Origin of the sequence: Virgifigura deserti, assembly GCA_003576685.1 — a bacterium.
Classification (GTDB): domain Bacteria; phylum Pseudomonadota; class Alphaproteobacteria; order Dongiales; family Dongiaceae; genus Virgifigura; species Virgifigura deserti.
On the sequence record QOZR01000009.1, the window covers coordinates 221,960 to 245,921 of the forward strand.

22 protein-coding genes are annotated in these 23,962 nt (G+C 64.7%); 9 read left to right on the plus strand and 13 right to left on the minus strand.

The window, feature by feature from the left end:
• Nucleotides 1-15: 15 nt before the first annotated feature.
• From DT069_RS16845 to DT069_RS16855, 3 genes are read right to left on the minus strand one after another with little or no spacing between them, the layout of a single operon-like run.
• Nucleotides 16-822, minus strand: a complete 807-nt coding sequence (locus tag DT069_RS16845; RefSeq protein WP_119461467.1) for an ABC transporter ATP-binding protein — start codon at nucleotides 820-822, stop codon at nucleotides 16-18.
• A 12-nt stretch (nucleotides 823-834) separates the two neighbouring features.
• A complete protein-coding gene (locus tag DT069_RS16850) occupies nucleotides 835-1,662 on the minus strand; it encodes an ABC transporter permease (RefSeq protein WP_119461468.1) in 828 nt (275 codons plus the stop codon).
• A 24-nt stretch (nucleotides 1,663-1,686) separates the two neighbouring features.
• Complete coding sequence (locus DT069_RS16855; protein WP_425450318.1) at nucleotides 1,687-2,679, minus strand: ABC transporter substrate-binding protein; 993 nt, start codon at nucleotides 2,677-2,679, stop codon at nucleotides 1,687-1,689.
• Between the two features lie 174 nt (nucleotides 2,680-2,853).
• Between DT069_RS16855 and DT069_RS16860 the strand changes: the two genes are divergently transcribed.
• Complete coding sequence (locus DT069_RS16860; RefSeq protein ID WP_119461469.1) at nucleotides 2,854-3,564, plus strand: FadR/GntR family transcriptional regulator; 711 nt, start codon at nucleotides 2,854-2,856, stop codon at nucleotides 3,562-3,564.
• A gap of 65 nt (nucleotides 3,565-3,629) precedes the next feature.
• Here DT069_RS16860 and DT069_RS16865 read toward each other — a convergent pair whose 3' ends face one another.
• Nucleotides 3,630-4,073 carry an Lrp/AsnC family transcriptional regulator gene (locus DT069_RS16865; protein ID WP_119461470.1) on the minus strand — a complete coding sequence of 148 codons (444 nt, stop codon included), beginning with the start codon at nucleotides 4,071-4,073 and terminating at the stop codon, nucleotides 3,630-3,632.
• A gap of 115 nt (nucleotides 4,074-4,188) precedes the next feature.
• On the opposite strand from DT069_RS16865, the gene DT069_RS16870 reads away from it, so the two are divergent.
• From DT069_RS16870 to DT069_RS16880, 3 genes are all read left to right on the plus strand, one after another.
• Nucleotides 4,189-5,274: a saccharopine dehydrogenase family protein gene (locus DT069_RS16870; RefSeq protein ID WP_425450329.1), complete on the plus strand. Its 1,086-nt coding sequence runs from the start codon at nucleotides 4,189-4,191 to the stop codon at nucleotides 5,272-5,274.
• A gap of 139 nt (nucleotides 5,275-5,413) precedes the next feature.
• Nucleotides 5,414-6,628 carry a hypothetical protein gene (locus DT069_RS16875; protein WP_119461472.1) on the plus strand — a complete coding sequence of 405 codons (1,215 nt, stop codon included), beginning with the start codon at nucleotides 5,414-5,416 and terminating at the stop codon, nucleotides 6,626-6,628.
• A gap of 6 nt (nucleotides 6,629-6,634) precedes the next feature.
• Nucleotides 6,635-6,982: a hypothetical protein gene (locus tag DT069_RS16880; protein ID WP_119461473.1), complete on the plus strand. Its 348-nt coding sequence runs from the start codon at nucleotides 6,635-6,637 to the stop codon at nucleotides 6,980-6,982.
• 30 nt (nucleotides 6,983-7,012) lie between these two features.
• Here the strand turns inward: DT069_RS16880 and DT069_RS16885 are convergent, their stop codons facing one another.
• Complete coding sequence (locus tag DT069_RS16885) at nucleotides 7,013-7,705, minus strand: ArsR/SmtB family transcription factor (protein ID WP_425450319.1); 693 nt, start codon at nucleotides 7,703-7,705, stop codon at nucleotides 7,013-7,015.
• Between the two features lie 64 nt (nucleotides 7,706-7,769).
• On the opposite strand from DT069_RS16885, the gene DT069_RS16890 reads away from it, so the two are divergent.
• Nucleotides 7,770-8,012, plus strand: coding sequence for a DUF1127 domain-containing protein (locus DT069_RS16890; RefSeq protein ID WP_425450320.1), 243 nt, complete (start codon nucleotides 7,770-7,772; stop codon nucleotides 8,010-8,012).
• Nucleotides 8,013-8,176: 164 nt separating this feature from the next.
• Entirely contained in the window at nucleotides 8,177-9,391 is a 1,215-nt protein-coding gene (locus DT069_RS16895; protein WP_119461476.1) for a zinc-dependent alcohol dehydrogenase, read from the plus strand.
• Nucleotides 9,392-9,587: 196 nt separating this feature from the next.
• On the opposite strand, the gene DT069_RS16900 is transcribed toward DT069_RS16895, so the two are convergent.
• From DT069_RS16900 to DT069_RS16935, 8 genes are all read right to left on the minus strand, one after another.
• Complete coding sequence (locus DT069_RS16900) at nucleotides 9,588-10,745, minus strand: adenylate/guanylate cyclase domain-containing protein (RefSeq protein WP_119461477.1); 1,158 nt, start codon at nucleotides 10,743-10,745, stop codon at nucleotides 9,588-9,590.
• Nucleotides 10,746-10,764: 19 nt separating this feature from the next.
• Nucleotides 10,765-11,130, minus strand: coding sequence for a response regulator (locus DT069_RS16905; RefSeq protein ID WP_119461478.1), 366 nt, complete (start codon nucleotides 11,128-11,130; stop codon nucleotides 10,765-10,767).
• On the minus strand, nucleotides 11,090-13,339 hold the full coding sequence (locus DT069_RS16910) for a HAMP domain-containing sensor histidine kinase (protein ID WP_119461479.1): 2,250 nt from the start codon (nucleotides 13,337-13,339) through the stop codon (nucleotides 11,090-11,092). Before DT069_RS16910 ends, DT069_RS16905 begins: the two co-directional genes overlap by 41 nt.
• 1 nt (nucleotide 13,340) lies before the next feature.
• Nucleotides 13,341-14,573 (minus strand): transporter, encoded by a 1,233-nt coding sequence (locus DT069_RS16915; RefSeq protein WP_119461480.1) that lies wholly within the window; start codon nucleotides 14,571-14,573, stop codon nucleotides 13,341-13,343.
• Nucleotides 14,574-14,604: 31 nt separating this feature from the next.
• Nucleotides 14,605-15,528, minus strand: coding sequence for an ABC transporter substrate-binding protein (locus tag DT069_RS16920; protein WP_119461481.1), 924 nt, complete (start codon nucleotides 15,526-15,528; stop codon nucleotides 14,605-14,607).
• 151 nt (nucleotides 15,529-15,679) lie between these two features.
• Nucleotides 15,680-19,123, minus strand: a complete 3,444-nt coding sequence (mfd, locus tag DT069_RS16925) for a transcription-repair coupling factor (protein WP_119461482.1) — start codon at nucleotides 19,121-19,123, stop codon at nucleotides 15,680-15,682.
• 85 nt (nucleotides 19,124-19,208) lie between these two features.
• A complete protein-coding gene (locus DT069_RS16930; RefSeq protein ID WP_119461483.1) occupies nucleotides 19,209-19,985 on the minus strand; it encodes a slipin family protein in 777 nt (258 codons plus the stop codon).
• A 4-nt stretch (nucleotides 19,986-19,989) separates the two neighbouring features.
• Entirely contained in the window at nucleotides 19,990-21,429 is a 1,440-nt protein-coding gene (locus DT069_RS16935) for an NfeD family protein (RefSeq protein ID WP_162913248.1), read from the minus strand.
• Nucleotides 21,430-21,667: 238 nt separating this feature from the next.
• On the opposite strand from DT069_RS16935, the gene DT069_RS16940 reads away from it, so the two are divergent.
• The 3 genes from DT069_RS16940 to DT069_RS16950 all read left to right on the plus strand — a co-directional run.
• A complete protein-coding gene (locus tag DT069_RS16940) occupies nucleotides 21,668-23,338 on the plus strand; it encodes an alpha-amylase family protein (RefSeq protein WP_119461485.1) in 1,671 nt (556 codons plus the stop codon).
• A gap of 16 nt (nucleotides 23,339-23,354) precedes the next feature.
• A complete protein-coding gene (locus DT069_RS16945) occupies nucleotides 23,355-23,735 on the plus strand; it encodes a sensory rhodopsin transducer (protein WP_119461486.1) in 381 nt (126 codons plus the stop codon).
• 10 nt (nucleotides 23,736-23,745) lie between these two features.
• On the plus strand, nucleotides 23,746-23,962 hold a 217-nt coding region (locus DT069_RS16950), incomplete at its 3' end, for an alpha-amylase family glycosyl hydrolase (protein WP_425450321.1).

Sequence of the window (23,962 nt, forward strand, 5' to 3'; positions counted from 1 at the left end):
CAAGCTCCCGGACTATTACACGAGATACTGCTTCAGGGTCTGCCAGATCTCGTCGACGCAGTCCAAATAGGCCTTGTCGCGGCGAGCCGCTTCGAGATCGGTAGAGTGATCGAGATTCGGCCGGATAATGCGCGAGACGGTCCCGGGCCGGCGCGACAGAAGGACGATCTGGTCCGAGACATAGACGGCCTCCTCGATGCTGTGCGTCACGAAGATCACGGTCTTCTTCTCGATCTGCAGGAGCTGCAGCAGATCTTCCTGCAGCTTGCGCCGCGTCTGCTCGTCGATCGAGGCGAAGGGCTCGTCCATCAGCAGGATGTCGGCGTCGACGGCGAGCGCCCGCGCCACGCCGACCCGCTGCCGCATGCCGCCCGACAGCTCATGCGGATAGCTCTGCTCGAAACCGGTCAGCCCGACCTCGGTGATATATTTCCGCGCGGTCGCCTCGCGCTCGGCCTTCGCCACGCCGCGCAGCTCCAGCCCGAAGGCGACGTTGCGGAGGACGGTGGCCCAGGGCATCAGCGCGAAATCCTGGAACACGAAGGCGCGGTCGGGCCCGGGTCCATGGACCTGCTTGCCCTTGACCCGGATTTGCCCTTTCGAGGGATCGAGCAGCCCGGCGATAATCTTCAGCAGCGTCGTCTTGCCGCAGCCGCTGGGCCCCAGAAGGGTCGTCAACTCGCCCGCGGGAAAATCGAGCGTCACGTCCTTCAGAGCCTCGACGCCGCCGGGATAACGCTTGCCGATGCCTTCGACCTGGACGGCCGCCTCGGGGGTGCCCGAGGCCTGCCCGTTCCGGGCGCTCAAAACAGTATTCAGCATGATGGGTCCTGCTTACGTCTCCGGACGGAACAGCGCGGTTTCTGCTCGCTGCAGAAGCGTCACGGCCACGGAGGAGAAGATGATGATGGAGAGGATCGACGCGAACATGTGGGGATATTCGGCGACGGACCGGTAGTAGGTAATCAGGTCGCCCACGCCGGTCGGGGTGATCAGCAGCTCGGCGAGGACGACACCGGTGACGCCGGCCGCCACGCCCAGCCGCAGGCCGGCGAAGATCAGGCCGCTGGCGCTCGGCAGGATGATCTTCACGATCTGCTGACGCCGCGTCGCCATGAAGGATCGACTCATGTCCAGCAGCGAGGGACTCGTGTTGCGGATGCCCTTATAGGAGTTCAGCACGATGATCGGCGCGCTCATCAGCATCACAGCGACCACTTTCGCAGTCAGGCCGATGCCGTACAGAAACGTGATCAGCGGAATCAGCGCCGCCATGGGCGCCGCCTGCAGGATGATGAAGATCGGCAGGCTGAACCACTCCACCGTCCGCGAGAGACCCATGCCGACCCCGAACAGCACCGCCATCACGCTGCAGAGCAGCATGCCGAGAATGAGCGGCTGCACGGTCTCGGCATAAGCCCCGGCGAGCGTCCCGTCGAGGAGCATCTCGCCCAGCGCGACGATCGTGGCGCTGAAGGTTGGAAAGGAGGGGCTGACCGGAATGCGGCCGGCGATTTCCCAGCCCCCGAAAACGACGGCAAAGGAGATCAGGCGCCAGAGCCATTGCCGGTCCGAGGGCACCCGCTCGACGATCTGGTGACCGCCGGCGCCGGCAACCTCTTCGCTTAAACCCCTTCGCGACGCTGCGGTTCGGTCAGCCATGACTTCATACGCCCCTTGATCCGCTCAGCCGCCGACGGCCGCCTGGGCCTTTTCAAGCGGTTCGAGATACCAGAAGTCTTCCACCTTCAGCTCCTCCGGCGACCCTTCGAGCTGTCCCGCGGCGGTATAGAAGTCAAAATCGGCTTTCACGCCTTCCGCGCTGCCGCCATTCTGAGGGAAGAGCTGCGCCTCCACTGCCTGCTCGAAATAGGGCTGGATCTCGGCCGCGAGGTCCTCGGGCAGGTCTGCGAGCAATCCCAGACGCTCGCGTTCGGCCGCCACGTAGCCCGGGTCCTCGTTGATCGCGCGGGTCACCTTCAGCAACTCCTCGATCAGGATCTGCACGGTTTCCTGATTCTCATCGAGCCAGTCAGTCCGGGCGAACAATGCCTCGTCGGTGCCCTCGAGATCGCCCATCGGCAGGAGGTGGAATTCGCCCGGCGCCTTCGCCATGACGAAATCGGTATTGGCGATGTCAAGGAAGGTCGCGTCGACGCTGTCGTTCAGAAGCGCCAGCGCGCGGACCTCGGAGCCGGGGACGTAGCTGATGTTCTTGTAGGTAATGCCGTGCTTGTCGGCCATGATGTTGGCTGCCGCTTCCGTTCCCGACCCGCGCGAATGAACGGCGATCTCCTCACCGTCCAGGTCTTCCCAGCTCTCGTACTTCTTGTCGACGACGGGGAAGAAGCGCAGCTCGCTGAGCCGGTAGAACATGCGGATCGGCGCATCCACCTTCTGGATCACCGGGTAAGGGACGCCGACGCCGATGTCGGCCTGGCCATTGACCACGGCCTGATTGGCGATGTCCTCGGACTTGAAGGCCGTCAGCTCGATATCGACGCCACGCTCTTTCGCATGTTCGAGCGCGATCAAAAGATTGAGGGTTTCGACGGAGGCGATATCGCCCAGGGCGATCCGCGCCGTCATGTCATCCTGCGCGCCAGCCTCCCCGGCCACGGCCAGGATCATGGCCGCTGGCATGAGAAACTGAAATGTCAGCTTCGACAGGTTCCGCATTTCTTCCTCCCGATTGGAAACGCCCGAATCGACTTCGAACGCCGGCCTTATTGCCGACCAATTTTCAACCAATCAAAAAATGGTATCAATCGGTCGCCAGAAGAGTCAAGCTTTACGAGAAGAATTTGTTTCGTTATAAAGGCCACTCTCAAACCAATTAGTGAATTGGTGCCGATGTCTGACCGAACTCACCAGCGGAATGACCAAGACGACAGCCAGGGAGCACTGGCACAGCTGCAGGCGTTTCTGGCGGCGAAGGAATATCCCCTCAACACGCGCCTGCCGCCCGAGCGCAGCCTCTGCGCGGAGCTCGGGGTCAACCGCACTGCCTTGCGCAAAGCGCTGGCGGTGCTCGAGGCGGAGGGGCAGATCTGGCGCCATGTCGGGCGCGGCACCTTCATCGGCACGAAGCCCGTCGACAACATCAACGATGTCGGATTCATTAGCCGGCGGACGAATCCGGCGGAAGTGATGGAAGCGCGATTGCTGATCGAGCCGGAGCTCGCTCGGCTGGCGGCGCTGAGCGCGACCTCCGCCGACATCGCCGAGATGCAGCACTGCATCCGCAAGACCAAGACGGCCTCCGAATGGCGCGTCTATGAGGCATGGGACAACAAGCTGCATCGGGCGATCGCCCAGGCGACGCGCAACAACCTTCTGCTCGCGCTCTTCGACACTTTGAACATGGTCCGCCGGGCGACGGTCTGGGGCCGGCTGCGGACCGCCAAGCCGACGCCGGACCCCGGCCATCACAGCTTCGCGGAGCACGATGCCCTGGTCGCGGCGATCGCGAACCGGGACATGGACCTTGCCGCCGCCTGCATGCGCCGGCATCTGGAGACGGTCCGACGGAAACTGCTCGGTTCCACCGAGAACGGCGGCTGAACCGACGCTTTTGAAGTAGAGGACGATTCACTGATCAGGTTAAGTCAACCTGATCAGATCGTGCTCTAGCGCCGCTCGAACTTGGTCGACAGCAAGATCGAGGACGTTGTCCGGGTGACGCCGGGCAGCCGGCCGATATGGGTGAGCACCGTGTCGAGTTCCTCGGCGTTGGTCGCCCGCACCTCCGCCACCAGATCATAGACGCCGCTGACGGTATGGGCGCTGACGACCTCCGGCAGGCCGCGCAAGGCGTCGACGGCGCGCTCCTGTTGCTTCGGATCGAGGGTCAGCATGACCTGGGCCGTCACTCTGGGGTGGGTATCGGCCTCGGCGAGGCGGACGGTGTAGCCGACGACCACGCCGTCACGCTCCAGGCGCCTCAGGCGGTCCTGCACCGCGCTGCGCGAGAGACCCAGACGGCGGCCGAGCGCCGCGGTCGGCGTGCGCGCATTGGCGCGCAACAGCGACAGCAGGCGCCGATCCGTCTCGTCGAGTTCTCGCTTCCCCATGCCCCCGTTTCGCCGCTGAGACGCCATCGCTTCGCCGGCATTCCGCGCTCCCCCGGCATTTCGCCGGCTTCTGACCGGCCGAGCCTGTTGCTAGCATGCGCTAGGGAAACGGGCAATTGGAGAGCGAGCGATGCGCAAGGTTCTGGTCCTTGGCGCCGGCAAGATCGGTGGTGCGATCGTCGACATGCTGTCGGCGACCGGCGATTACGATATCGCGGTGGCCGACCGAGACCCGGCGTTCCTTGCGATGGTCGCGCGCGAGAAGGCGCGGCAGAGCCAGGTGGATGTGAGCGACGCCGTCGCGCTGCGCCGGCTTGCCGACGGCACGGACGCGGTGATCAGCGCGCTTCCGTTCTTCCTCAACCCGACGGTCGCCGCGGTAGCCGGCGAAGTCGGCGCGCATTACTTCGACCTCACCGAGGACGTCGCCACCACGCGGGCGGTGCGGGCGCTGGCCGAACGGGGCGAGACCGCCTTCGCGCCGCAATGTGGTCTCGCCCCCGGCTTCATCAGCATCGTCGCCGCGCATCTGGCGAAACGGTTCGACAGCCTGCGCACGGTGCATATGCGGGTCGGCGCCCTGCCCCAGTTCCCGGTCAACGGGCTGAAATACAACTTGACCTGGAGCACGGACGGGCTGATCAACGAGTACTGCAACCCCTGCGAGGCGATCCATGAGGGCGCGCCGATCGAGCTGATGCCGCTCGAAGGTCTGGAGCATTTCTCGCTCGACGGCATCGACTATGAGACGTTCAACACCTCGGGCGGCCTCGGCACGCTGTGCGAGACGCTCGACGGCAAGGTCCAGAGCCTCAACTACAAGACGGTGCGCTATCCCGGCCATCGCGACGTGATGAAGCTGCTGCTCGAGGATCTCCGCCTGCGCGACCGTCGCGACCTGCTGAAGGACGTGTTGGAGACGGCGGTGCCGATCACCCATCAGGACGTCGTCCTGATCTTCGTCACGGTGAGCGGGATGCGCGAGAACCGCCTGACGCAGGAGACCTACGCCAAGAAGATCTATGCGTGCGAGATTGACGGCCGGCTGATGAGCGCGATCCAGATCACCACAGCTGCCGGAATCTGCGCCATGGTCGACCTGCATCGAGACGGCAAGCTGCCGGCCAGGGGCTTCATCCGCCAGGAGCAGGCGGAACTCGACGACTTCCTCACCAACCGGTTCGGCCGCTACTACGCCTGACGGATAAAACCCCTGGCCGGTGAAAAAATCCGGCGACTCGAGGAACGGCCTTACCGGGCCACTGTTGACTCACGCATCTGCAAAGCTTCCGCCAGACAGGCGGCGGTCAGAAAGCCAGACAAACTGCGTGGAGGTCAGCATGGGTTTCAATCCGCTCCAGGAAAAGGGCATCCCGATCGATCGGCAATTCCGCAACTGGTCGGAACTGAACGTCAAGCCCTACGACAAGAACAGCGTCGATCCCTATACCCAGTGCCGCGTCATCACGATGAACGGCATCGAGGTCGAAGCGGTCATGTTCTCGCATCAGTTCGCGCGGCATACGACCGACCTGGACCTGAAGCGCCAGCTGGCGCTGGTCCGGCGGGCCGAACAGCAGCAGCAGAAGGCGGTGTGCTGGCTCGTTCCCGGCGAGGCGAGCAACCTCGAGACGGTCATCGGCTATGAGCAGGTCGCGGTCGACCTGACCGCCTGGGTCGCGCAGAACGAGCCGAATCCTTATGCCCGCCAGGCCTACGAGTTCGGGCTACTCGAGGATTTCGACCACCTCTACCGCTATGCCAATCTGATGGACATGCTGGAGGGCAAAAAGGCCGAGAAGATCGTCAAGGGCCTGACGGAGATCACGCCGGGCCGGCCGACGATCGCCGAGCATCGTCACCCGATGGACGATGTCCGCAAGCCGCTCGACCGGAACAAGGACGATCCGCGGTCGTTGCTGCACGCCCTGACGATCACGGCGGCCGAGCAGCAGACGATGAACTACTACATGAACATCGGCAACCGGCCGACGGAGCCTATGGCTCGCGGCCTCTATCTCGAGATCGCCCAGATCGAGGAGCAGCACGTTACCCACTATGAATCGCTGCTCGATGCGGGCGCGAGCTGGGCGGAGATGCTAGTGCTGCACGAATATAACGAGTGCTATCTCTACTATTCCTTCATGCAGCAAGAGCCCGATCCGCGGATCCGCCAGATCTGGGAGCTGCATCTGGCGATGGAGATCGAGCATCTGCGCATTGCCTGCGAGCTGATGCGCCAGACCGACAAGAAGGACCCCGAAGCGATGTTGCCGAAAGAGCTCCCGGAGGCGGTCACCTTCCAGTCGAACAAGGAATATGTCCGCCAGGTTCTGGGATCACAGATCAACCTGACGGCGAACGAGACCGAGTTCGTGCCCGTCGAGACCTTGGCTCCCGACCACCGGTACTTCGCCTATCAACGGGTCGTGAACGGCCATGGACCGGTTCCCAGCGAACAGGTGATCGACAAGCATGTGAAGGCGAAAGGCCGTGAGTATCGGCTGGAGGTGATCGGGCCCAGCCCAGTCGAGGAATTCCGCAAGGCCGGGTAGCCGCGCATGCCCGAGGAAGCGGAGCGGCTCCGGCATCGGACGGACCAAGGGCGGCTGGTTGACAAGGTCGATTTTCCCGATCCGGCCACCGCGCCCTTGGGAACCGATGACGAGGCGGCGGGACGACCTCCCGACAGGGAGGCCGTCGCCCGTTCGATGGCCGATCAGGAAGCCATCGCCGAGTCGGTCCGGAACGCCGAAACCGATTCGTTGGCGCCGCCCGGCGCGCCGGCCGAACCGACTGCAACTTTGGAGAGGCGACACCCGGCGCGAAACTGGCTTGTTCCAGCGATTGCCGGCCTTGGCATCACCGCCCTGGTCATCTGGGCGATCTGGCTGACCTTCCCCGCATAGGACAGTGACCGCCACTACCGGCGGGCCGTCCTACCCGGAGAGCGCGACGCCGAACAGGTCGTTCAGCGCCTTATGGCCGGCCGCGCTCACCTGAAGCGCGCGGCCATCCCCTGCCCGGCTGATCCAACCCAGCTCGAAACCGCGGGTCGCCAACGCCGCGCCCAACGCGCCGGCCAGATGCGGGCGCCGCTCGCTCCAATCGAGGCATTGGCGCGCAAAGGCCCGGCGCTGCCGCTTTGCCTTGTCGAGATCGATGCCGAGATCCCGAAGGAAGGCGTCGCCGGTCGCCGTCACCCGGTAATCCCGGCCGACCGGCTCGATGCAGGCGCGGTCCAACAGCGCCTCGGTAACGGCGACGCCCAGCTTGCCGGCAAGATGATCATAGCAGGTCCGGGCGAGACGGATCGCCTGATCCTCCCGCGATGGCGGCCGATACCGCGGCGGCGTGTGGGTAGTCAGCATCATCAGCGCCTCCACCGCCTGCGCGACGGCCGGGGTTGCCAGCCGGAAATATCGATGTCGCCCTTGGCTCTCGACGGCCAGCAGGCCCGACTCCGTCAGCTTCGCCAGATGGCCGCTGGTGGTCTGTGGCGAGACACCGGCGCGATAGGACAGCTCAGTCGCGGTCAGGGCGCGGCCGTCCATCAGTGCCGTCAGGATGTTCGCGCGCGCGGGATCGCCGATCAGCGCCGCCACCTCGGCGATATGGGGGCCTGCATTCATAATTCGATCTTAGCCGAACCGTCCATTCGTGACAAGGGCACTGCCGGATGGGATCGTCCGGCTTATGAGATCGGCACCAGACACGGGCATGACCGCCCTCAAGAAGGCGTTGCGCTGGACCCGGCATATCGAGCTCCTTGCGATTGCCCGCGGCATCGTCGAAGGCCGGCCGAACATAGCTGGATGGATCGGACGGCGCGCGCAGCGGCGTGCCCTGGCCGCCCTTGATGATCGCCTACTGCGCGACATCGGGAAGACCCGGGCCGAGGCCATGGCCGAAGCCCGGAAGCCGTTCTGGAGAGCGTGACGATGAGAGAAGAAACGACCGTCTCTATCCCGCTCGAGAAATGACGCCTGACACGGCGGGCCGGCGGAACAACGGCCCATGCGCCGGGTTACGAAAGGGAACAGGACCTGCGGCAGGTCGGTCCACCGCAGGTCATTCGCCCTTCCAGATAGGAGGCAGAGGCTATGAAGGCAGTCGTCTTTCACGGCATCGGCGACATCCGGCTCGACGATGTTCCCGAGCCGAAGATCCAGGACCCGACCGACGCCGTCGTGCGGATCACGGCGAGCGCGATCTGCGGCACCGACCTGCATATGATCCGCGGCACGATGCCCGGCATGAAGCCCGGCACCGTTCTGGGGCATGAGGCGGTCGGCGTGGTCGAGGAGGTCGGGCAGAACGTGCGCAACCTCAATGTCGGCGACCGCGTCGTCGTTCCATCGACGATCGCCTGCGGCTTCTGCTCCTACTGCCGCGCCGGCTATCACGCGCAATGCGACAACGCGAACCCGCACGGCAAACTCGCCGGCACCGCCTTCTTCGGCGGGCCGGAGACGACCGGCCCCTTCGACGGTCTTCAGGCCGAATATGCCCGCATTCCCTATGCGAATGTCGGGCTCGTCAAGCTGCCGGACGAGGTCAGCGACGATCAGGCGATCCTGATCTCCGACATCTTTCCGACCGGCTATTTCGGCGCCGAGCTGGCCGAGATCCAGGCCGGCGACACGGTGGCCGTGTTCGGCTGCGGCCCGGTCGGCCAGTTCGCGATCCTCAGCGCGAAGCTGCTCGGCGCCGACCGGGTGCTGGCGATCGACACCCTGCCCGATCGTCTGGCAATGGCGCGACAGCAGGGGGCCGAGGTCATCGATTTCGATGCCGAGAGTCCGGTCGAGGTGATCCGCCAACTGACCGGCGGCATCGGGGTCGACCGGGTGATCGATGCGGTCGGCGTCGATGCCGTCCACGCGCATCAGGGGCCGGCGGCGGAACAGGCGAAGCAGCAGGCCGATCGGTTGAAGCAAGAGCAGCAGGCAGCCGCGCCGCAGACCAACCCTCAGAACGGGAGCTGGCATCCGGGGAACGCGCCGTCGCAGGTGCTCGATTGGGGCGTCGAGGCGCTCGCCAAGGCGGGGACGCTGTCGGTCATCGGGGTCTATCCGCAGACGGTGCGGAGCTTTCCGATCGGCGCGGCGATGAACAAAAACCTCTCGATCAACTTGGGCAACTGCAACCACCGCCGCTATATCCCGGAGCTGGTCGACATGGTCCGCCGCGGCACGGTCGACCCACTGGAGATTCTGACGAAGGTGGAGCCGATGACCGACGCGATCGCGGCTTACAAGGCCTTCGACAAGCGCGAGCCGGGCTGGCTCAAGGTCGAGCTTCGGCCGGGACAGTAGGCCGAATCCGCCCGCAGGGCACAAACGGCCGAAGCCTCCTTCCGGCACCGTAATCAAGGAACTTGCCTACAGTGCCGGAAGGCAACGGCCGAGCTTCGCCGTCTGCCGAGGGGAGAGGCACGACTCGCTAGACCACGCGCCCTGCATGACTGGCAATGCCAGGGACAAGAACCAGACAGGCCCCCGACAAGGCAGCCTACTCGACCGCTTCAGGCTGCTCTGCCTTGAGCCGCACCACGTTGAAGGCGGTGACCGGCTTCGAGAAGCCCCGGAGCATGAGTTCTCCCAGGGGCTCGACCTCAACGAGATCCTCCACCTCCGCATAGACCCGTTGCGAGATAAGGATCTGTCCGCTCCGCGCCTTGTCGCAGAGTCTCGACGCGAGGTTCAGGACCGAGCCGATGGCACCATAGTGGAAGCGGCCCGAAAAGCCGATCTGCCCCAGCGTCGCGTAGCCGAGCGCAATCCCCACGCCAAACCCCAATTCATATCCGCGCTTGCGCCATATCCCGATCAGCGCGTCCACCGCCTGCCGCTGGGCCAACGCCATCCGCACCGCACGGGCGGCTGGATCCGGGCAGGGCCGGGGATCGTTGAAGAAGGCTGTCAGACCGTCTCCGGCGATGTGCTCGAGCGTCGCCTCGAACTCGAAGGTGAGCGGCCCCACTGCATCGTGGTACTCGCGCAGGACGCGCATCACTTCCTCCGGCTCGGCGGTTTCGGCGAAGGCGGTGAACCCGCGCAGATCGCAGAAGACCCCGGTAATCTCCCGCCGATGGCTCTCCATCACGTTGTCGCCCCCGCCGGAAACAATGTACTCAACGAGCTGAGGCGAGAAAAACTGCTTGAGGTGCGCCACCCGTCGGAGTTCCGCAAGCTGTGCGGCCACCCGCTCCTCGAGACGCTGGTTCCACTCCGCGAGCTGTTGCGCCTGCGCTTCCAGCCGCGCCGCCTGCTCCTGGCTCATGTCGTGCAGCGCCTTGATCCGAAGCATTGACTTCACGCGCGCCACGAGCGCCGGCTGATCCACGGGCTTGGTCAGGTACTCGTCGGCACCGGCCTCAAGGCCGGCGATGATGTCTCGAGCGTCCGACTTCGCGGTGACCATTATGATTGGGATGAACGGGAACGACGGGTCGCCTTTCAGCCGGCGACAGACTTCCGTTCCGTCCATTTTCGGCATCATCACATCCAGCAGGACCAAGTCCGGCCGCTCCTCCCGGGCTATACGAAGCGCTTCCTCGCCGTCGGTTGCCGCGAGGATCTCGTAGCCGTGATTGGCGAGCCGCGTCCGGAGGATGTCGAGGTTCGCGGCATTATCGTCAACGATCAGGATCAGCGGTGTGCTTCTCATCACTGGCCTTTGATGATCCTCAGGGCAGAAATTCCTGCACCTTGGCCAGCAACCTGCGCGGACTCACCGGTTTGGAGAGATATGCGTCGCACCCCGCCTCCAGCGCCTTCGCATCGTCGCCACTCAGGGCGTAGGACGTCACGGCGATGATCGGAATTCGCTGCAGCACCGGGTTTTTCTTGATCCGGCGCGTCGCCTCGTACCCGTCGATTCCGGGAAGCTGTATATCCATCAGGATCAGGTCCGGGTGTTCCGACTCCGCCATCGCCACGCCGCTGTCGCCGGAGGCGGCCTCGATCACCTCGTAGCCGGCGTTGGCGAGCAGGTCGCGCACGATCCGCCGGTTATCGTCCTGATCCTCGATCACTAGAATACGACTGCTCATGCCCTCTCCGTTCGACGCGGATCGGCACCTTGAACGAGAAGGTCGAACCGATCCCTAGAGTCGATTCGACCCCAAGCCGTCCGCCATGCATTTCGATGATTCGCTTCGCGATCGCGAGACCAAGGCCTGTTCCGCCCTTCGGGCGCGTGCTGGAGTTGTCGACCTGATGAAATTCCTTGAAGATCTCGCACCGGTCGGCTTCAGATATCCCTGGGCCGGTATCCGACACGGAAACAATGAAAGCGTCGTCCGAGACGACGGCGCGGACCAATATCTCTCCGGCCTCGGTGAACTTGATTGCGTTTCCGACAAGGTTGAGGAGCACCTGCGTAAGTCGCCGCTCGTCGCCATAACCGACCGGCAGGTCGGCGGGGACTTCGACGTTCAGCGCCAAACCTTTCTCGGCGGCCAGCGTTTCCACGGACAGCACGACAGACTGGACGACCTGCTGCATCGAATATTCGTCCAACGACAACGTTAGCCGTCCCGCCTCGATCTTCGACAGGTCGAGAACGTCGTTGATCAGATTGAGGAGATGCCGCCCGTTGTGCTCGACCCGCCCCAGCACCTCCCGCATCCTTGCGGGCACCTCGCCATAGAGGTCGTCGAGGATCAGCTCCGTATAGCCAAGAATGGCGTTGAGCGGCGTCCTCAGCTCATGGCTCATATTAGCGAGAAACTGCGACTTGTGCTTGCTCGCATTCTCAAGCTCGATCTCGCGGTGCTGAACCTCCCGGAAGAGCCGGGCATTGTCGATCGCAACTTTGGACTGATTTGCCAGGGTCGTTACGAAATCGACCACCCGCGGATCGAACGAGCCGGGTTTGCGACGGAAGATCACGGCCCCCCGCGTTGCGTTCTCGCTGCCCATCGGAACGATGAGCGCCGCGCGGTATCCCTCCTGGAGCAGAACATCCCGGAACCGATAGCTTTCCGACTTCTCCACATCCGAAATCTGAAACGGCTCGGCGATCACCGCCGACGACAGATCGACCGGCACCGATGCGATCGCCTCGAGAAAGGGCGTCGCGAGATTGTGGCTCGCCACGACGTCGAACCGGCTTCGGGCCGGATCGAACTCGAAGATGGCGCAGCCGTCCGAACCGGACAGATCGACCGCATGCCGCGCAATGCTGTGGAGCACCCATTGAAGGTCGAGCGACGCGCTGACCGCGTGTGTGATTTCCGCCATCACCCGCACTTCCTTGAGCGAACGCTGCAGCGCCTCGCTCTGCTCCTCAAGCTCGCTGGTCCTCTGACGGATACGGTCCTCGAGGGTTCGGTTCAGTTCCCGCAGCCGGTGAAGGGCCTGCTCCTTTTCATCAATGTTCCGCTGCAGCGCGATTGCCATCTGGTTGAAGCTGGCGGCCAGCTGTCCGATCTCATCGCGGGATTCGACCTGCGTTACTTGGTCGAGGACGCCCGCGGCGATCTGCTTCGCTTGGTGCGTCAGTCGCATCACCGGCCGCGTGATGCGGTGCGACAGTGTATAGATGGCAATCAGGCTCAAACTCAGCAGGACGACCGTGATACTGCCCCAGAGCTGAAGCAGCCGGACAACATGCGCCTCGAGACCTTCGAGCGACAGGCCGAGCCGCACGGCGCCGATCATTCGCTGGTCCGGCCCTCCGACCGCCCCGCGCGCCTCGTCGAGCGGGCCGATCAGAAGCTCGTCCGGCGTGCGTGCCTGCTCGGACAGGATTGGCGCGAGGAACTCGATAAAATCTCCGGCCGGGCCGGCGATTCGGTTCGAGAACGCCTGCCGCCGCTGAACCAAGCGCGCCTGCTCGCCCGGGGCGAGCGCTTCCGAAACGGCCTCGACCTGGCGGTCATCCTCTCCGCCGCGCGTGAGTATCCGCCCGTCCTCGCCATAAATCGCGACATAGGCCACGTCGGGATCTCCGAGGACGCCCCGAAGCGAAGCTTCCAGCAGCTGCTGATCCTCCGTGAAAACACCGAGTTCGCTGCTGTAAGCGAGGTTGCCGGCCATCGCCTGGCCGCGCTTCAGGAATTCCGTCGTCATCAGCTGCCGTTGGTCGTACAGACTCCAGGCGCCGACGAGAACCCAGAGGACGAGAATGATCGGCATCACCGACCAGAAGATCCGGCCGCCAAGCGTCAAGGGCCGCCGGATCCAGCCGCGCGCGGCGTCGGCCGGCCTTACTGGCGTTTGACTCTCTGCTTGCTGCTGACCAACGGCTTCCAACATGTCAGAACGGCATCTCAGCGCCTAATGTCCAAATGAAATCGGTTCTAAGGCCCTCGTCAGGGTTGAGCGGAACCAGGATGTTGCCGCTCAGCACAAGATCGCCGTAGGCATTCCATTTCGCCCCGAAGGCCAGATCGACGAGATGATCGCCGATATCGTCGCCGCTGGGCTCCCAGCGCCCGAAGATATCGCCGGCGAGGGTAAGGCGCGGCGACAGCGCCCAGTCGCCCCCCACGATGTAAAGAAGATTGCTCTGCTCGGAATCGGTCGAGATCTCGTATCCCAGGTTCAGGTGCGGCATCACAGCGCCGAACGCGCGCGACGCAACCAGCATGCCCAGAACATCCGTTTCCCCCGTGCCGAGAAGATCGTCCTCGTCGCCGGTCGGCAGCTTGACGAGGCCGACCGCGGCAAGGTCGGGCCAAGGCCGCTCGTCCCGCAGGAAGTTGTATTTCGTCCGAAGGATGACGTCGCCGAGGCCGGTCGCATCCCGGTCGATGGTCGAATCGGCAGGATCACCGCCCAATTCCGGATTGAAGTTATGGATCTCGGCGCTGTTCGGGCTGTTTCGGACGACCGTGCCATGGGCTTCGGCGCGGGCGCTGGAGTGAATGATGGGGACGATGGCCCCGACATCCCATCGCTCCGTCACGCCGTAGGTCGCATAGAGGGCGAGGAGATCCTGCTCGATCTCCAGATCGAGATCAACCCGGACCTGATCGAGCTCGAATGCCAAGGGCGTGCCCGCGGGGCCGAGAACGCCGTCCTGGTTCACGTCCTCATGCGAGAAGATCAGCGACAGGTCGTTGAGCGAGTCGCCTTCGAAGCGCTGGTAGTCGATGCGGCTATAGGACACGCCCAGATAGAGATTTCCTTCGCCAAGCGTCGAAGCACGCTCGGCGATCAAAGGCCCGAGGCTCTCTGTCGTGCGGACCGGAACGCCTAGCTCGACATTGAAGGTGAAGCCGGCCACGACCGAGCTGAAGGGGAACAATCCGGCGTTGGCCGTCACGGCCTGGTTGAGTTCGTTCAGGCCGCCCAACGAGGACGCGGTAAAGTGGGGCGCATGGCTCGGAAAGGGCGGCGGTGTCGGCGCAAGCGTGATTCCGTCCCCGCTATACAGATCCGTCACCACATCGGCGACATCGCCGGCCGCAGAATCTTGCGGACAACCGCTCGCCGCGAGCAATGCCACCGCGACCGACAGGCTGAGAAACACGAAACGGACCGGCATCGGCTCCTCCCTGCGTCAGCTGGACCGACCTTCAGCGTATGACGGTGTCGGCCATGGCCAGGATACTTTCCGGAATTTCGACGCCGAGCTTCTCGGCGGCCTTCAGGTTCACGACGACGCGAAGGGTCCGGGCAGTCGTGTAGGGGATCGGTCCAGTGACTCCGCCTTCGAGAATGGCGTTGGCAAGCTCGCCGGCTTGCCGTCCGATATCCTGGCTGCTGCCGAAGGAGACTGACAGCAGAGCGCCCATTTCCGCCTGCCGCTCCGACAGCCCGAGCAACGGGACCTTATAGCGATAGGACGACAACAGAGCGTATTCGAGGACCGTCGGATCGAGCACCGTTTCGTCCGGCAGGATCCACAGCGCATCGATCCCCTCGGTCTGCAGGGCATTCACGGCCTGTACCGCCTGCTTCGGACTTGCGGCCTCTCGCGCGACGAGCTCAAGCCCCCGCTCTTGCGCGGCCTCTCCCGCCGTTTTCACGAGGTAGCCGGTTGTTGTCGGATTGTAGATCACGCCGATGCGGCGAACCTCGGGCCCTAGCTCTTCAAGAATCTGGATCGACTTGTCGACCGGAACATTCATGCTGGCGCCGGTGATGTTCCGCGGCTCGCTGCCGATGATGGTCGGCGGGTTAAGCACCATGGCGAAAACCACGGGAACGTCGAGCGGCTCGCGGACGATTACCTGGAGCGCCCAGATACCCACCGCCAGAATCAGATCGGGCTTCACCTCGGACCGGATCTCCGCCAGGATTCGCTGGCCTCGGTCGAAGTCGCCCGCCATGTCGTATTCGGCGACGATTCGGTGGTCGACGGTCTCCGCGAATCCCCGAAGGGTCTTCTCGTAGGCGTCCACTTCAGCGCTGAGAATGACAGCGATATCCGCCGCACGGACCGGAGATGCGGTCATGCCGAAGACGAGCAGAGCCGGAAGAAGCAGGATATGCCGCATGCGCGGACCGCCAGCTCCTATAAGCGCCCCAATCGCAATCTAACACAAAGTTTGCCCGCTGTGCATCCGCGGGGATCAACACCTTGCATTTCAGGCGCGCTTGATCCCGCAAGGCCTCAACTCGCTTGGCTGCAGTTCGGCCAAGGGACTTTTACTTCGGTGCGTCCTCGATGCGGCGCAGAAGATCTTCGACGGCGCCGAGGCGCTCGTTCGGAGACATCGTCTTCTTCCGATGAATCAGACGGTCTTCAGCCCAGCTTAGGCCGCCATACATCTTCATCGTCGTTTTGCGCTCCGTAATGCTCCGAAAGGTCGCCGCGACGGCCTGAGGGCCCGCCTCGATCTTGGCTATGCCGAAGCGGCGGCATCGCTGGCGGATGCGGGCGAGCGCCAGCATGGCAAGAACAGGCTCGGGAGGAGGGCCGAAGCGGTCTTCGATTTCCTCGGCGAAGTCGGAGACCTGTACCTCAGTCTGCAGCCGCGACAGCCGCTGGTAGAGGCCGATACGGACCTCCTCGTCCGGCACATAGTCGGCGGGGATAAGACCGGGAGCCTCGACGTGGAGTTCCGGCGGTGCATCCGTGGATCGTGATCTGCCGCTAGCTTCAGCAACGGCCCGCGCCAGAAGATGCTGGTAGAGCTCGGTGCCGATCAGCGCTATATGCCCCTTCTGGTCCTCGCCCATCAGGTCGCCGGCGCCACGCAGATCCAGGTCGCGCGCGCTGATCGCGAAACCGGCGCCCTGGCTGTCGAGCGCCTCCAGGGTGCGCAGCCGCTGCTCGGTCGCGGGTAAGAGTCGCGCCTCCGGTTCGAGCAGGAGGTAGGCGATGCCACGCACCCGGCCGCGCCCGACGCGGCCGCGCAGTTGATGGAGCTGCGCCAAACCGAACCGGTCGGCACGCCAGACCAGAATGGTGTTGGCGCCGGGGATGTCGAGACCGGCCTCGATGATGTTCGTCGCGAGCAGCACGTCGTGCGCGCCGTTGACGAAGCCGATCATTACGTCGTCGAGAGCGTCGGCCTTCATGCGGCCATGGGCGACCGCGATATCCAGCTCCGGCACAAGCTCGGCCAGCCGGTTCCCCATTGGCTCCAGATCCTTGATGCGCGGGCAGACGACGAAGCTCTGGCCGCCGCGATTCCGCTCGCGCAGCAGCGCCTCACGGACGACCACGGGATCGAACGCCAGCATGAAGCTGCGGATTGGCTGCCGGCGGACCGGGGGCGTGGCGATGACGCTGAGGTCCTGAAGCCCGACCAGCGCCGCCTGCAATGTCCGCGGGATGGGCGTCGCGGTCATGGTCAAGAGGTGCGCCGATCGCCCGAGTGCGCGCAACCGCTCTTTGTGCTCGGCGCCGAAGCGCTGCTCCTCGTCGATCACGACGAGTCCCAGATCGTTGAACTGGATCGCATCCGACGCCAGGCTGTGCGTGCCGATCACGATATGGATGGAGCCATCCGCGAGGCCGGCTTTCATCGCGCGGGCGGCCGCGCCGGAAGCCGCACCCGACAGCCGCTCGACCCGGATATCGAAACCGGAAAAGCGGTCTCGGAAGGTCTGCAGGTGCTGGCGAACCAGGACGGTGGTCGGCGCCGCCAGCGCGACCTGCTTGCCGGCGAGGACGGCCGTCGCCGCCGCGCGCAGCGCCACCTCGGTCTTGCCGAAGCCGACATCGCCGCAGACCAAACGATTCATCGGGCGACCGCGCGCCAGATCGCGCAGCACCGCCTCGATCGCCTCGGCCTGGTCCGCCGTCTCGGCATAGGGAAAGCGGGCGACGAACCGCCGATAGAGTGTTCGCGGCGCGCGAAGCTCCGGCGCGGTGGCCTTCTGCCGCTCTTGGGCAAGACGGACCAGACTCTCGGCGGTAGCCGCGATTTGTGCCTCCACCTCGGCCTTCCGCCGCTTCCAGCCGTTGCCGTTCAAGCGATCGAGCGTGACCTTTGCATCTTCTGAACCGTAGCGCCAGAGCAGGTCCATCTCCTCGACCGGCACCAGCAACTTGGCCTCGGCGGCGTATTCGAGCGCCAGACAGTCCTTGGGCGCACCGTTCTCCGTCATGGTTTCGAGTCCGCGCACCACGCCGATCCCATGCTCGAGATGCACGACGAGATCGCCCGGCCGGAGGTCCGATCCGGCGAAGGCATCCTGCCCGGCACGAGGCAGCGGTACCGCGACCCGCATACGATCACCATCCACATCGGCGGCGGTGACGACCGCCAAGCCCGGGAGCAGGAATCCACGGTCGAGCTCCAGCGCCAGGGAGGCGATGCCGTCCTTCGGTAGAAATGCAATGTCGGCCCATCGCTCGATCTCCGTGACCGCGATCCCCAAGCGACGCTCGAGCCAACGCGCCAGCCGCCGCCGCGCCGGTTCGGCCTCGGCCGTGAGAATGACATGGCCGCCCGCCGCCCGTCGCGCCTCCACATGCCGGGCGAAGCTTCCCAGCCGGTCGTCCTCCTCGGTGAAGCGCGGTCCGGGAATGGCGTCGCTGACGAGCTTCTGCTCCACCGACTCGTCGAACGACAGAACCGCCCGATCGGCGGTCCGGTCACGCCACGCCGCCTCGTCCAGATAGAGGCGATCGGGCCTGAGCGGCGTTCGATCCGGCGGCGTCCGATCCGCCCGGCCCATCGCAGGCCGTGCGAGACGGCGCTCATAGGCGTCCGCAACCTGCTCGATCGCAGCCGCCCGCCGCGAGTCTGTGTCGGCATCGAGAACCAGCGGCGCCTTGGGCAGGCAATCGAACAGCGTCTCGAGCGCGTCATGGAACTGGGGCAGCCAGTGCTCGAGGCCGGCGATACGGCACGGCATCTCCGGCGTCCCGTCGAGAATACCCTCGGCGGGCTGCGCCTCGGCGCCCATTTCCGTCTTGTCGCTCCGCAGAAACCGCCGCACCAGATTTGCATCGAGCAGGACTTCGGAGACCGGCTGCAGCGTTAAGGCCTGTGTTTCGCCGTCGCTCCGCTGTGTGTAGGCGTCGTAGCGGCGGATCGTCGTCACGCCGCCATCGGCAATATCGAGCCGGTAGGGCTGTGCCTCGTTGCCGGGGAACAGGTCGATGACGGCGCCCCGAATTGCCGCCTCGCCCGGCTCGTCAACTCGTTCGTCGAGATGGTAGCCGGTCTGGATCAGGTAAACTTTCAAATCCTCCAGCGGCAGCGGCTGGCCGACGGCAATCTCGAGCCGGGCATCCGACCAGACGCGGCGTGGTGGGATGCGCTGTAGCAGCGTATCGACCGGGGCGAGCAACAGGCGGCCGTCGGCGCCCGGCGGCTTGGCCAAGCGCCGCAGTACGGTGATGCGCTCGCCCATGACGGCGCGCGACGGAGACGCACGATCATAGGGAAGGCAATCCCAGGACGGCAGCACCAGCACCTCGAGCCCGGGCGCAAACCCTTGCGCCGCCCGCGCGATGCGCCGGGCGCGGCCCTCGCTGCGGGCGGCGAACAGGAGTCCGCGCGTTCCCAACGCCGACGCCCATTCGGCGAGTATGAGCGCCGCCACACCTTCGGGGGGCTCGGCTATGCCGGTGATGGCCGGACGATCGAAATCGACGACCGGCGCGTAACGGAGCTTGTTCGCCGAAGGCATCGGATGCTGTCTTGCTTTCTCTCAGTCGCGGAGGCCTAACAACACCCGGTCCAATGCGAAGGTTCCGGCGGCAGGAAAGCCATGCTCAGCTTGGCTGCTTGGCGCCGCCCGGCATCAGGTCGCGCAAGCCCTCCACCAAGTCGATGGGAAAGGGGAACACGATCGTCGAGCTCCGCTCGCCGGAAATGTCGTGCAGCGTCGCCAGATATCGGAGCTGCATCGCCTGCGGTGCCCGGGCCATGATCTCGGCCGCCTCGACCAGCTTCTCGGCGGCCTGCTGCTCGCCCTCGGCATTGATGATCTTGGCCCGGCGATTGCGCTCCGCCTCCGCCTGGCGCGCGATGGCGCGGACCATGCTTTCGTCGATATCGACATGCTTGATCTCGACATTGGCGACCTTGATGCCCCAGGCGTCGGTCTGACTGTCGAGAATCGCCTGGATGTCGTTGTTGAGCTTGTCCCGCTCGGCGAGCATCTCGTCGAGATCATGCTTGCCGAGGACGGACCGCAAGGTGGTCTGGGCAAGCTGGCTCGTCGCCGTCATGAAGTCCTCCACCTGGATGACCGCCCGGTCGGCATCGACGACACGGAAATAGATTACCGCATTGACCTTCGCCGAGACGTTGTCCCGAGAGATCACGTCCTGGCTCGGGACGTCGAGCACGATCGTGCGCAGATCGACCCGCACGATCTGCTGGACCAAGGGAATCACGAAGATCAGCCCGGGCCCCTTGACGCCGGAATAGCGGCCGAGCGTGAAGAGCACGCCACGCTCATATTCGCGCAGCACCTTGAAGGCCGACGCGACGAAGGCAACCAGAAGGATCGCGATGACGAGATACACGGCAAGATCGGCATACATGGTTTCATGTCCTCCGCTTGGCGTTGTCGCCGGGCCCCGGGGTTGAGTCGGTCGCTGGACCGAGGTCGGGATCAGGCTCGACGATCAGCGTCAGATCATCGCGACCCTTCACCTGGACCTTCTGGCCCGGCAGGAGCGGGCGGCTCGATCGGGCGTGCCAGTGCTCGCCATGGACTTGGACGCGGCCGCCGCCGTTCGACCAGCTGACGATTCGCCCTGCACTGCCGATCAGCGCCTCCGCCCCCGTCGTGACGCCGCGGCGATGCGACCGGAGGACCGCCGTCAGCGCGAAAACCAGCAGAGCCGCGCTGAGCACGGTCACGACACCGATCAGCGGAATCGAGATGCCGAAGCCGGGCACGTCGGTCTCGAACATAATTACCGACCCGATCGCGAAGGCGATCACGCCGCCGATGCCCAGCACGCCGTAGGCGGGCACAAACGCCTCGGCGACCATGAAAGCAATTCCGAGGGCCGCCAGACCGAGGCCGGCATAATCGATCGGCAAGAGATTGAGCGCGAACAGCCCGAGCAGTAGGCTGATCGTACCGACGACGCCGGAGAAGATCATACCGGGATTCACGAACTCGAAGATGATCCCGTAGATGCCGACCAGAAGCAGGATGTAGGCGATATTCGGGTTGGTGATGATGGCGAGGAGACGCGTCCGCCAATCGGGCTCGATCGCGGTAACCGCAAGCCCGGCCGTGTCGAGCCTGACGTCTTCGCCCTGAAGCGCCACGACCATTCCGTCGGCCTGGCGCAGCAGGTCATCCGTATTGCCGGCGACGATCTCGATCACGTTCCGGTCGAGCGCCGCCCGTGCCGCGAGGCTTTCCGCCCGCCGCACCGCCGCCTCCGCCCAATCGGCGTTGCGGCCGCGCAGCTCGGCAAGCCCGCGAATATAGGCGACGGCGTCATTGACCGCCTTGGCCGACGCCGCATCGGTCGGCACGCCCGGACCCTCCGATTCACCGCCGTCACTATCAGCCCCGTCCCCGGCCTCCTCGTCCCTCTCCGGCTCATCGTCGAGAGGTTGCGACCCGCCGCCGAGCTGAATCGGGGTCGCGGCCCCGAGATTGGTGCCGGGCGCCATCGCGGCGACATGGCTGGCATAGAGGATGTAGGTCCCGGCGCTGGCAGCGCGCGCGCCGCTGGGCGCGACATAGCCGATGACCGGGATGGGCGATGCGAAGATGGCCTGGATGATTTCGCGCATCGAGAGATCGAGTCCGCCAGGGGTGTCGATGCGCAGCACAACGACTGTCGCATCCCGATCGCGCGCCGCCGCCAATCCGCGGGTGACATAGTCGGTCGTAGCGGGGCCGATCGCCCCCTCGACATCCAGGAGGATCGCTTCCCGGCCTCGGCCGTCCTGGGGCCAGGCCAGATGCGGCAGGATCATCAGGGCAAGGACGATCAACGCCAATCCCGCCGGCTTCATGCCGCCCCGCCAGGTGGCGGCCGCCCTTCGCACATGGCGGATGGATAGATTCTTGGACATCCTTTTTAGATAGGTCGTCCGCCTCGGTCGATCTGCCTTAACGACCGGACCGTAAGCTCTGACCCGGGAACTCCGGCCAAAAGGCAGGGAACCATGGCCGAGGTTCGGGACTTCAATTGCGAAGAAGACCACGCACCTTCGGAGGACGCCACCCCATGCCCGTTTCGGCACTATCATCATGATGATCGCCCAAACCAGCGATCTGTGGTGGAAGAATGCCGTCTTCTATTGCCTGGATGTCGAGACCTTCTTCGACTCCAACGGGGACGGCATCGGTGATTTCCGCGGCCTGACCGAGAGGATCGACTATCTCTCCGGCATCGGAATCACCTGCCTTTGGCTGATGCCGTTCTACCCCTCGCCGAACCGTGACGACGGGTATGACGTCGTCGACTACTACACCGTCGACCCCCGGCTCGGCACGCTGGGAGAGTTCGTCGAGTTCGTGCGCACGGCCCGGGACAGGGGCATCCGGGTGATCGTCGATCTCGTCGTCAATCACACCTCGAACCAGCACCCCTGGTTCCAGGCGGCGCGCGCGGATCGCGATTCACCCTATCGCGAGTTCTACATCTGGCGCGACGAGCCGCCCGAACAGGAATCTTCGAAGCCGGTTTTCCCCGATGCGGAGGACAGCATCTGGTCATGGGACGAGGCCGCCGGCCAGTACTACCTGCACCATTTCTACAGCCATCAGCCCGACCTCAATTTTTCGCATCCGGCCGTCCGCGACGAGATCGCGAAGATCGTGAGCTTCTGGCTGCAGCTCGGCGTATCCGGCTTTCGGGTCGATGCGGTCCCCTTCCTGGTGGACAGCAAGGCGATGCCAAAAGGAGTCGACATCGACCCCCATGGCTTCCTGACCGACATGCGCGCCTATATGAGCCGTCGGCAGGGCGATGCGATCCTGATGGGAGAGGTCAATCTGAAGCCGGAGGACATGGCAAAATATTTCGGCGACGAGACCGCCGATCAGCTTCATATGTGCCTCGACTTCCTGCTGAATCAGGCGATGTATCTCGCCCTGGCGCGTCAGGATGCCCGCCCCCTGATCCAGATGCTGCGCGCCCTGCCGGCGATCCCGAGCGATGATCAGTGGGCGAACTTCGTGCGCAATCACGACGAGCTGACGCTCGACAAGCTTTCAGACGCGGAGCGCCAGGAGGTATTTGCGGCCTTCGGGCCCGACCCGGAGATGCAGATCTTCGGTCGCGGGTTGCGCCGGCGGCTGCCGCCGATGCTCGATGGCGATCCGGCGCGCATCCGACTGGCCTACAGCCTGATGTTCTCCCTGCCGGGCACGCCGGTTCTGTTCTATGGCGAGGAGATCGGGATGGCCGAGAATCTCGCCATTGAAGGCCGCATGAGCGTGCGCGCGCCAATGCAGTGGTCCGACGGCCCCAATGGCGGCTTCTCGACGGCGCCGCCCGAGAAGCTTCGGCGGCCGGTCGTCGAGGGCGACTACGGGCCGTCGGCGATCAACGTCTCGAGCCAGCGTCGCGATCCGGACTCGCTGCTGAACTGGATGGAACGGCTGATCCGGCGCCGCAAGGAATGCCCGGAGCTCGGCTGGGGAAGCTGGCGGTTGATCGAAACCGCCGACCCCGCGCTCCTCGCCCACCGCCGCGATTGGGAGGGCCGGACCGTGATCGTCCTGCACAATCTGTCGGCGGCCCCATGCCGAGCGCGACTGACGATCAACGACGCAGAGGACTGGGACGGCATCACCGACCTGCTCGGCATGCGCGACGACCCGTCGCTTCAAGGCCGGAAGCTGGAGGTCGAGCTTAGCGGCTACGGTTATTGCTGGCTGGGCGCCCGTCAAGCCGGGCAGCGGATTTTGGTGTGAGCAAGGAGGAGCAATCATGAGCGAGCCGATCGGCCGCCGGCGTTGGGCGATCGCGGAAGGGTACATTCCCGCCTGGAGCACCGGTCCCGAACCGGAATTCACCAGCCATGAGACGGCATGCATGCTGAACACGGGCGACCAGGACGCGCATGTCGATATCACCGTCTTCTTCGCGGACCGGGAACCCGTCGGCCCCTATCGCGTGACGGTCCCGGCGCGTCGAACCCTTCACCTCCGGTTCAACGAGCTGAAGGACCCGGAGCCAATCCCCCGCGGCACCGAATTCGCCAGCATGTTCGAATCGGATGCTCCCATCGTCCTACAGCATACGCGACTCGATTCGCGGCAGGCCGCGAACGCGCTGCTGAGCACGGTCGCCTTCGCCTCTGACGCGTGAGGACGCACGAATGACGGAAACGGCCTGGTGGCAGCATGGGATCGTGTATCAGATCTATCCGCGCTCGTTTCAGGACAGCAACGGCGACGGGGTCGGCGACCTGCCGGGGGTGCTGGCGCGGCTCGACTATCTGGTCGAGCTCGGCGTCGACGCGCTCTGGCTGTCGCCGATCTATCCCTCGCCGATGGCCGATTTCGGCTACGACATCGCCGATTACACCGGCATCC

Excerpts from the sequence above, each read along its gene's own strand:
- DT069_RS16845 (WP_119461467.1), bottom strand. The coding sequence starts at position 822 with ATGCTGAATACTGTTTTGAGCGCCCGGAACGGGCAGGCCTCGGGCACC.
- DT069_RS16850 (WP_119461468.1), bottom strand. The coding sequence starts at position 1,662 with ATGGCTGACCGAACCGCAGCGTCGCGAAGGGGTTTAAGCGAAGAGGTT.
- DT069_RS16855 (WP_425450318.1), bottom strand. The coding sequence starts at position 2,679 with ATGCGGAACCTGTCGAAGCTGACATTTCAGTTTCTCATGCCAGCGGCC.
- DT069_RS16860 (WP_119461469.1), top strand. The coding sequence starts at position 2,854 with ATGTCTGACCGAACTCACCAGCGGAATGACCAAGACGACAGCCAGGGA.
- DT069_RS16865 (WP_119461470.1), bottom strand. The coding sequence starts at position 4,073 with ATGGGGAAGCGAGAACTCGACGAGACGGATCGGCGCCTGCTGTCGCTG.
- DT069_RS16875 (WP_119461472.1), top strand. The coding sequence starts at position 5,414 with ATGGGTTTCAATCCGCTCCAGGAAAAGGGCATCCCGATCGATCGGCAA.
- DT069_RS16880 (WP_119461473.1), top strand. The coding sequence starts at position 6,635 with ATGCCCGAGGAAGCGGAGCGGCTCCGGCATCGGACGGACCAAGGGCGG.
- DT069_RS16885 (WP_425450319.1), bottom strand. The coding sequence starts at position 7,705 with ATGAATGCAGGCCCCCATATCGCCGAGGTGGCGGCGCTGATCGGCGAT.
- DT069_RS16890 (WP_425450320.1), top strand. The coding sequence starts at position 7,770 with ATGAGATCGGCACCAGACACGGGCATGACCGCCCTCAAGAAGGCGTTG.
- DT069_RS16895 (WP_119461476.1), top strand. The coding sequence starts at position 8,177 with ATGAAGGCAGTCGTCTTTCACGGCATCGGCGACATCCGGCTCGACGAT.
- DT069_RS16900 (WP_119461477.1), bottom strand. The coding sequence starts at position 10,745 with ATGAGAAGCACACCGCTGATCCTGATCGTTGACGATAATGCCGCGAAC.
- DT069_RS16905 (WP_119461478.1), bottom strand. The coding sequence starts at position 11,130 with ATGAGCAGTCGTATTCTAGTGATCGAGGATCAGGACGATAACCGGCGG.
- DT069_RS16910 (WP_119461479.1), bottom strand. The coding sequence starts at position 13,339 with ATGTTGGAAGCCGTTGGTCAGCAGCAAGCAGAGAGTCAAACGCCAGTA.
- DT069_RS16915 (WP_119461480.1), bottom strand. The coding sequence starts at position 14,573 with ATGCCGGTCCGTTTCGTGTTTCTCAGCCTGTCGGTCGCGGTGGCATTG.
- DT069_RS16920 (WP_119461481.1), bottom strand. The coding sequence starts at position 15,528 with ATGCGGCATATCCTGCTTCTTCCGGCTCTGCTCGTCTTCGGCATGACC.
- mfd (WP_119461482.1), bottom strand. The coding sequence starts at position 19,123 with ATGCCTTCGGCGAACAAGCTCCGTTACGCGCCGGTCGTCGATTTCGAT.
- DT069_RS16930 (WP_119461483.1), bottom strand. The coding sequence starts at position 19,985 with ATGTATGCCGATCTTGCCGTGTATCTCGTCATCGCGATCCTTCTGGTT.
- DT069_RS16935 (WP_162913248.1), bottom strand. The coding sequence starts at position 21,429 with ATGAAGCCGGCGGGATTGGCGTTGATCGTCCTTGCCCTGATGATCCTG.
- DT069_RS16940 (WP_119461485.1), top strand. The coding sequence starts at position 21,668 with ATGATGATCGCCCAAACCAGCGATCTGTGGTGGAAGAATGCCGTCTTC.
- DT069_RS16945 (WP_119461486.1), top strand. The coding sequence starts at position 23,355 with ATGAGCGAGCCGATCGGCCGCCGGCGTTGGGCGATCGCGGAAGGGTAC.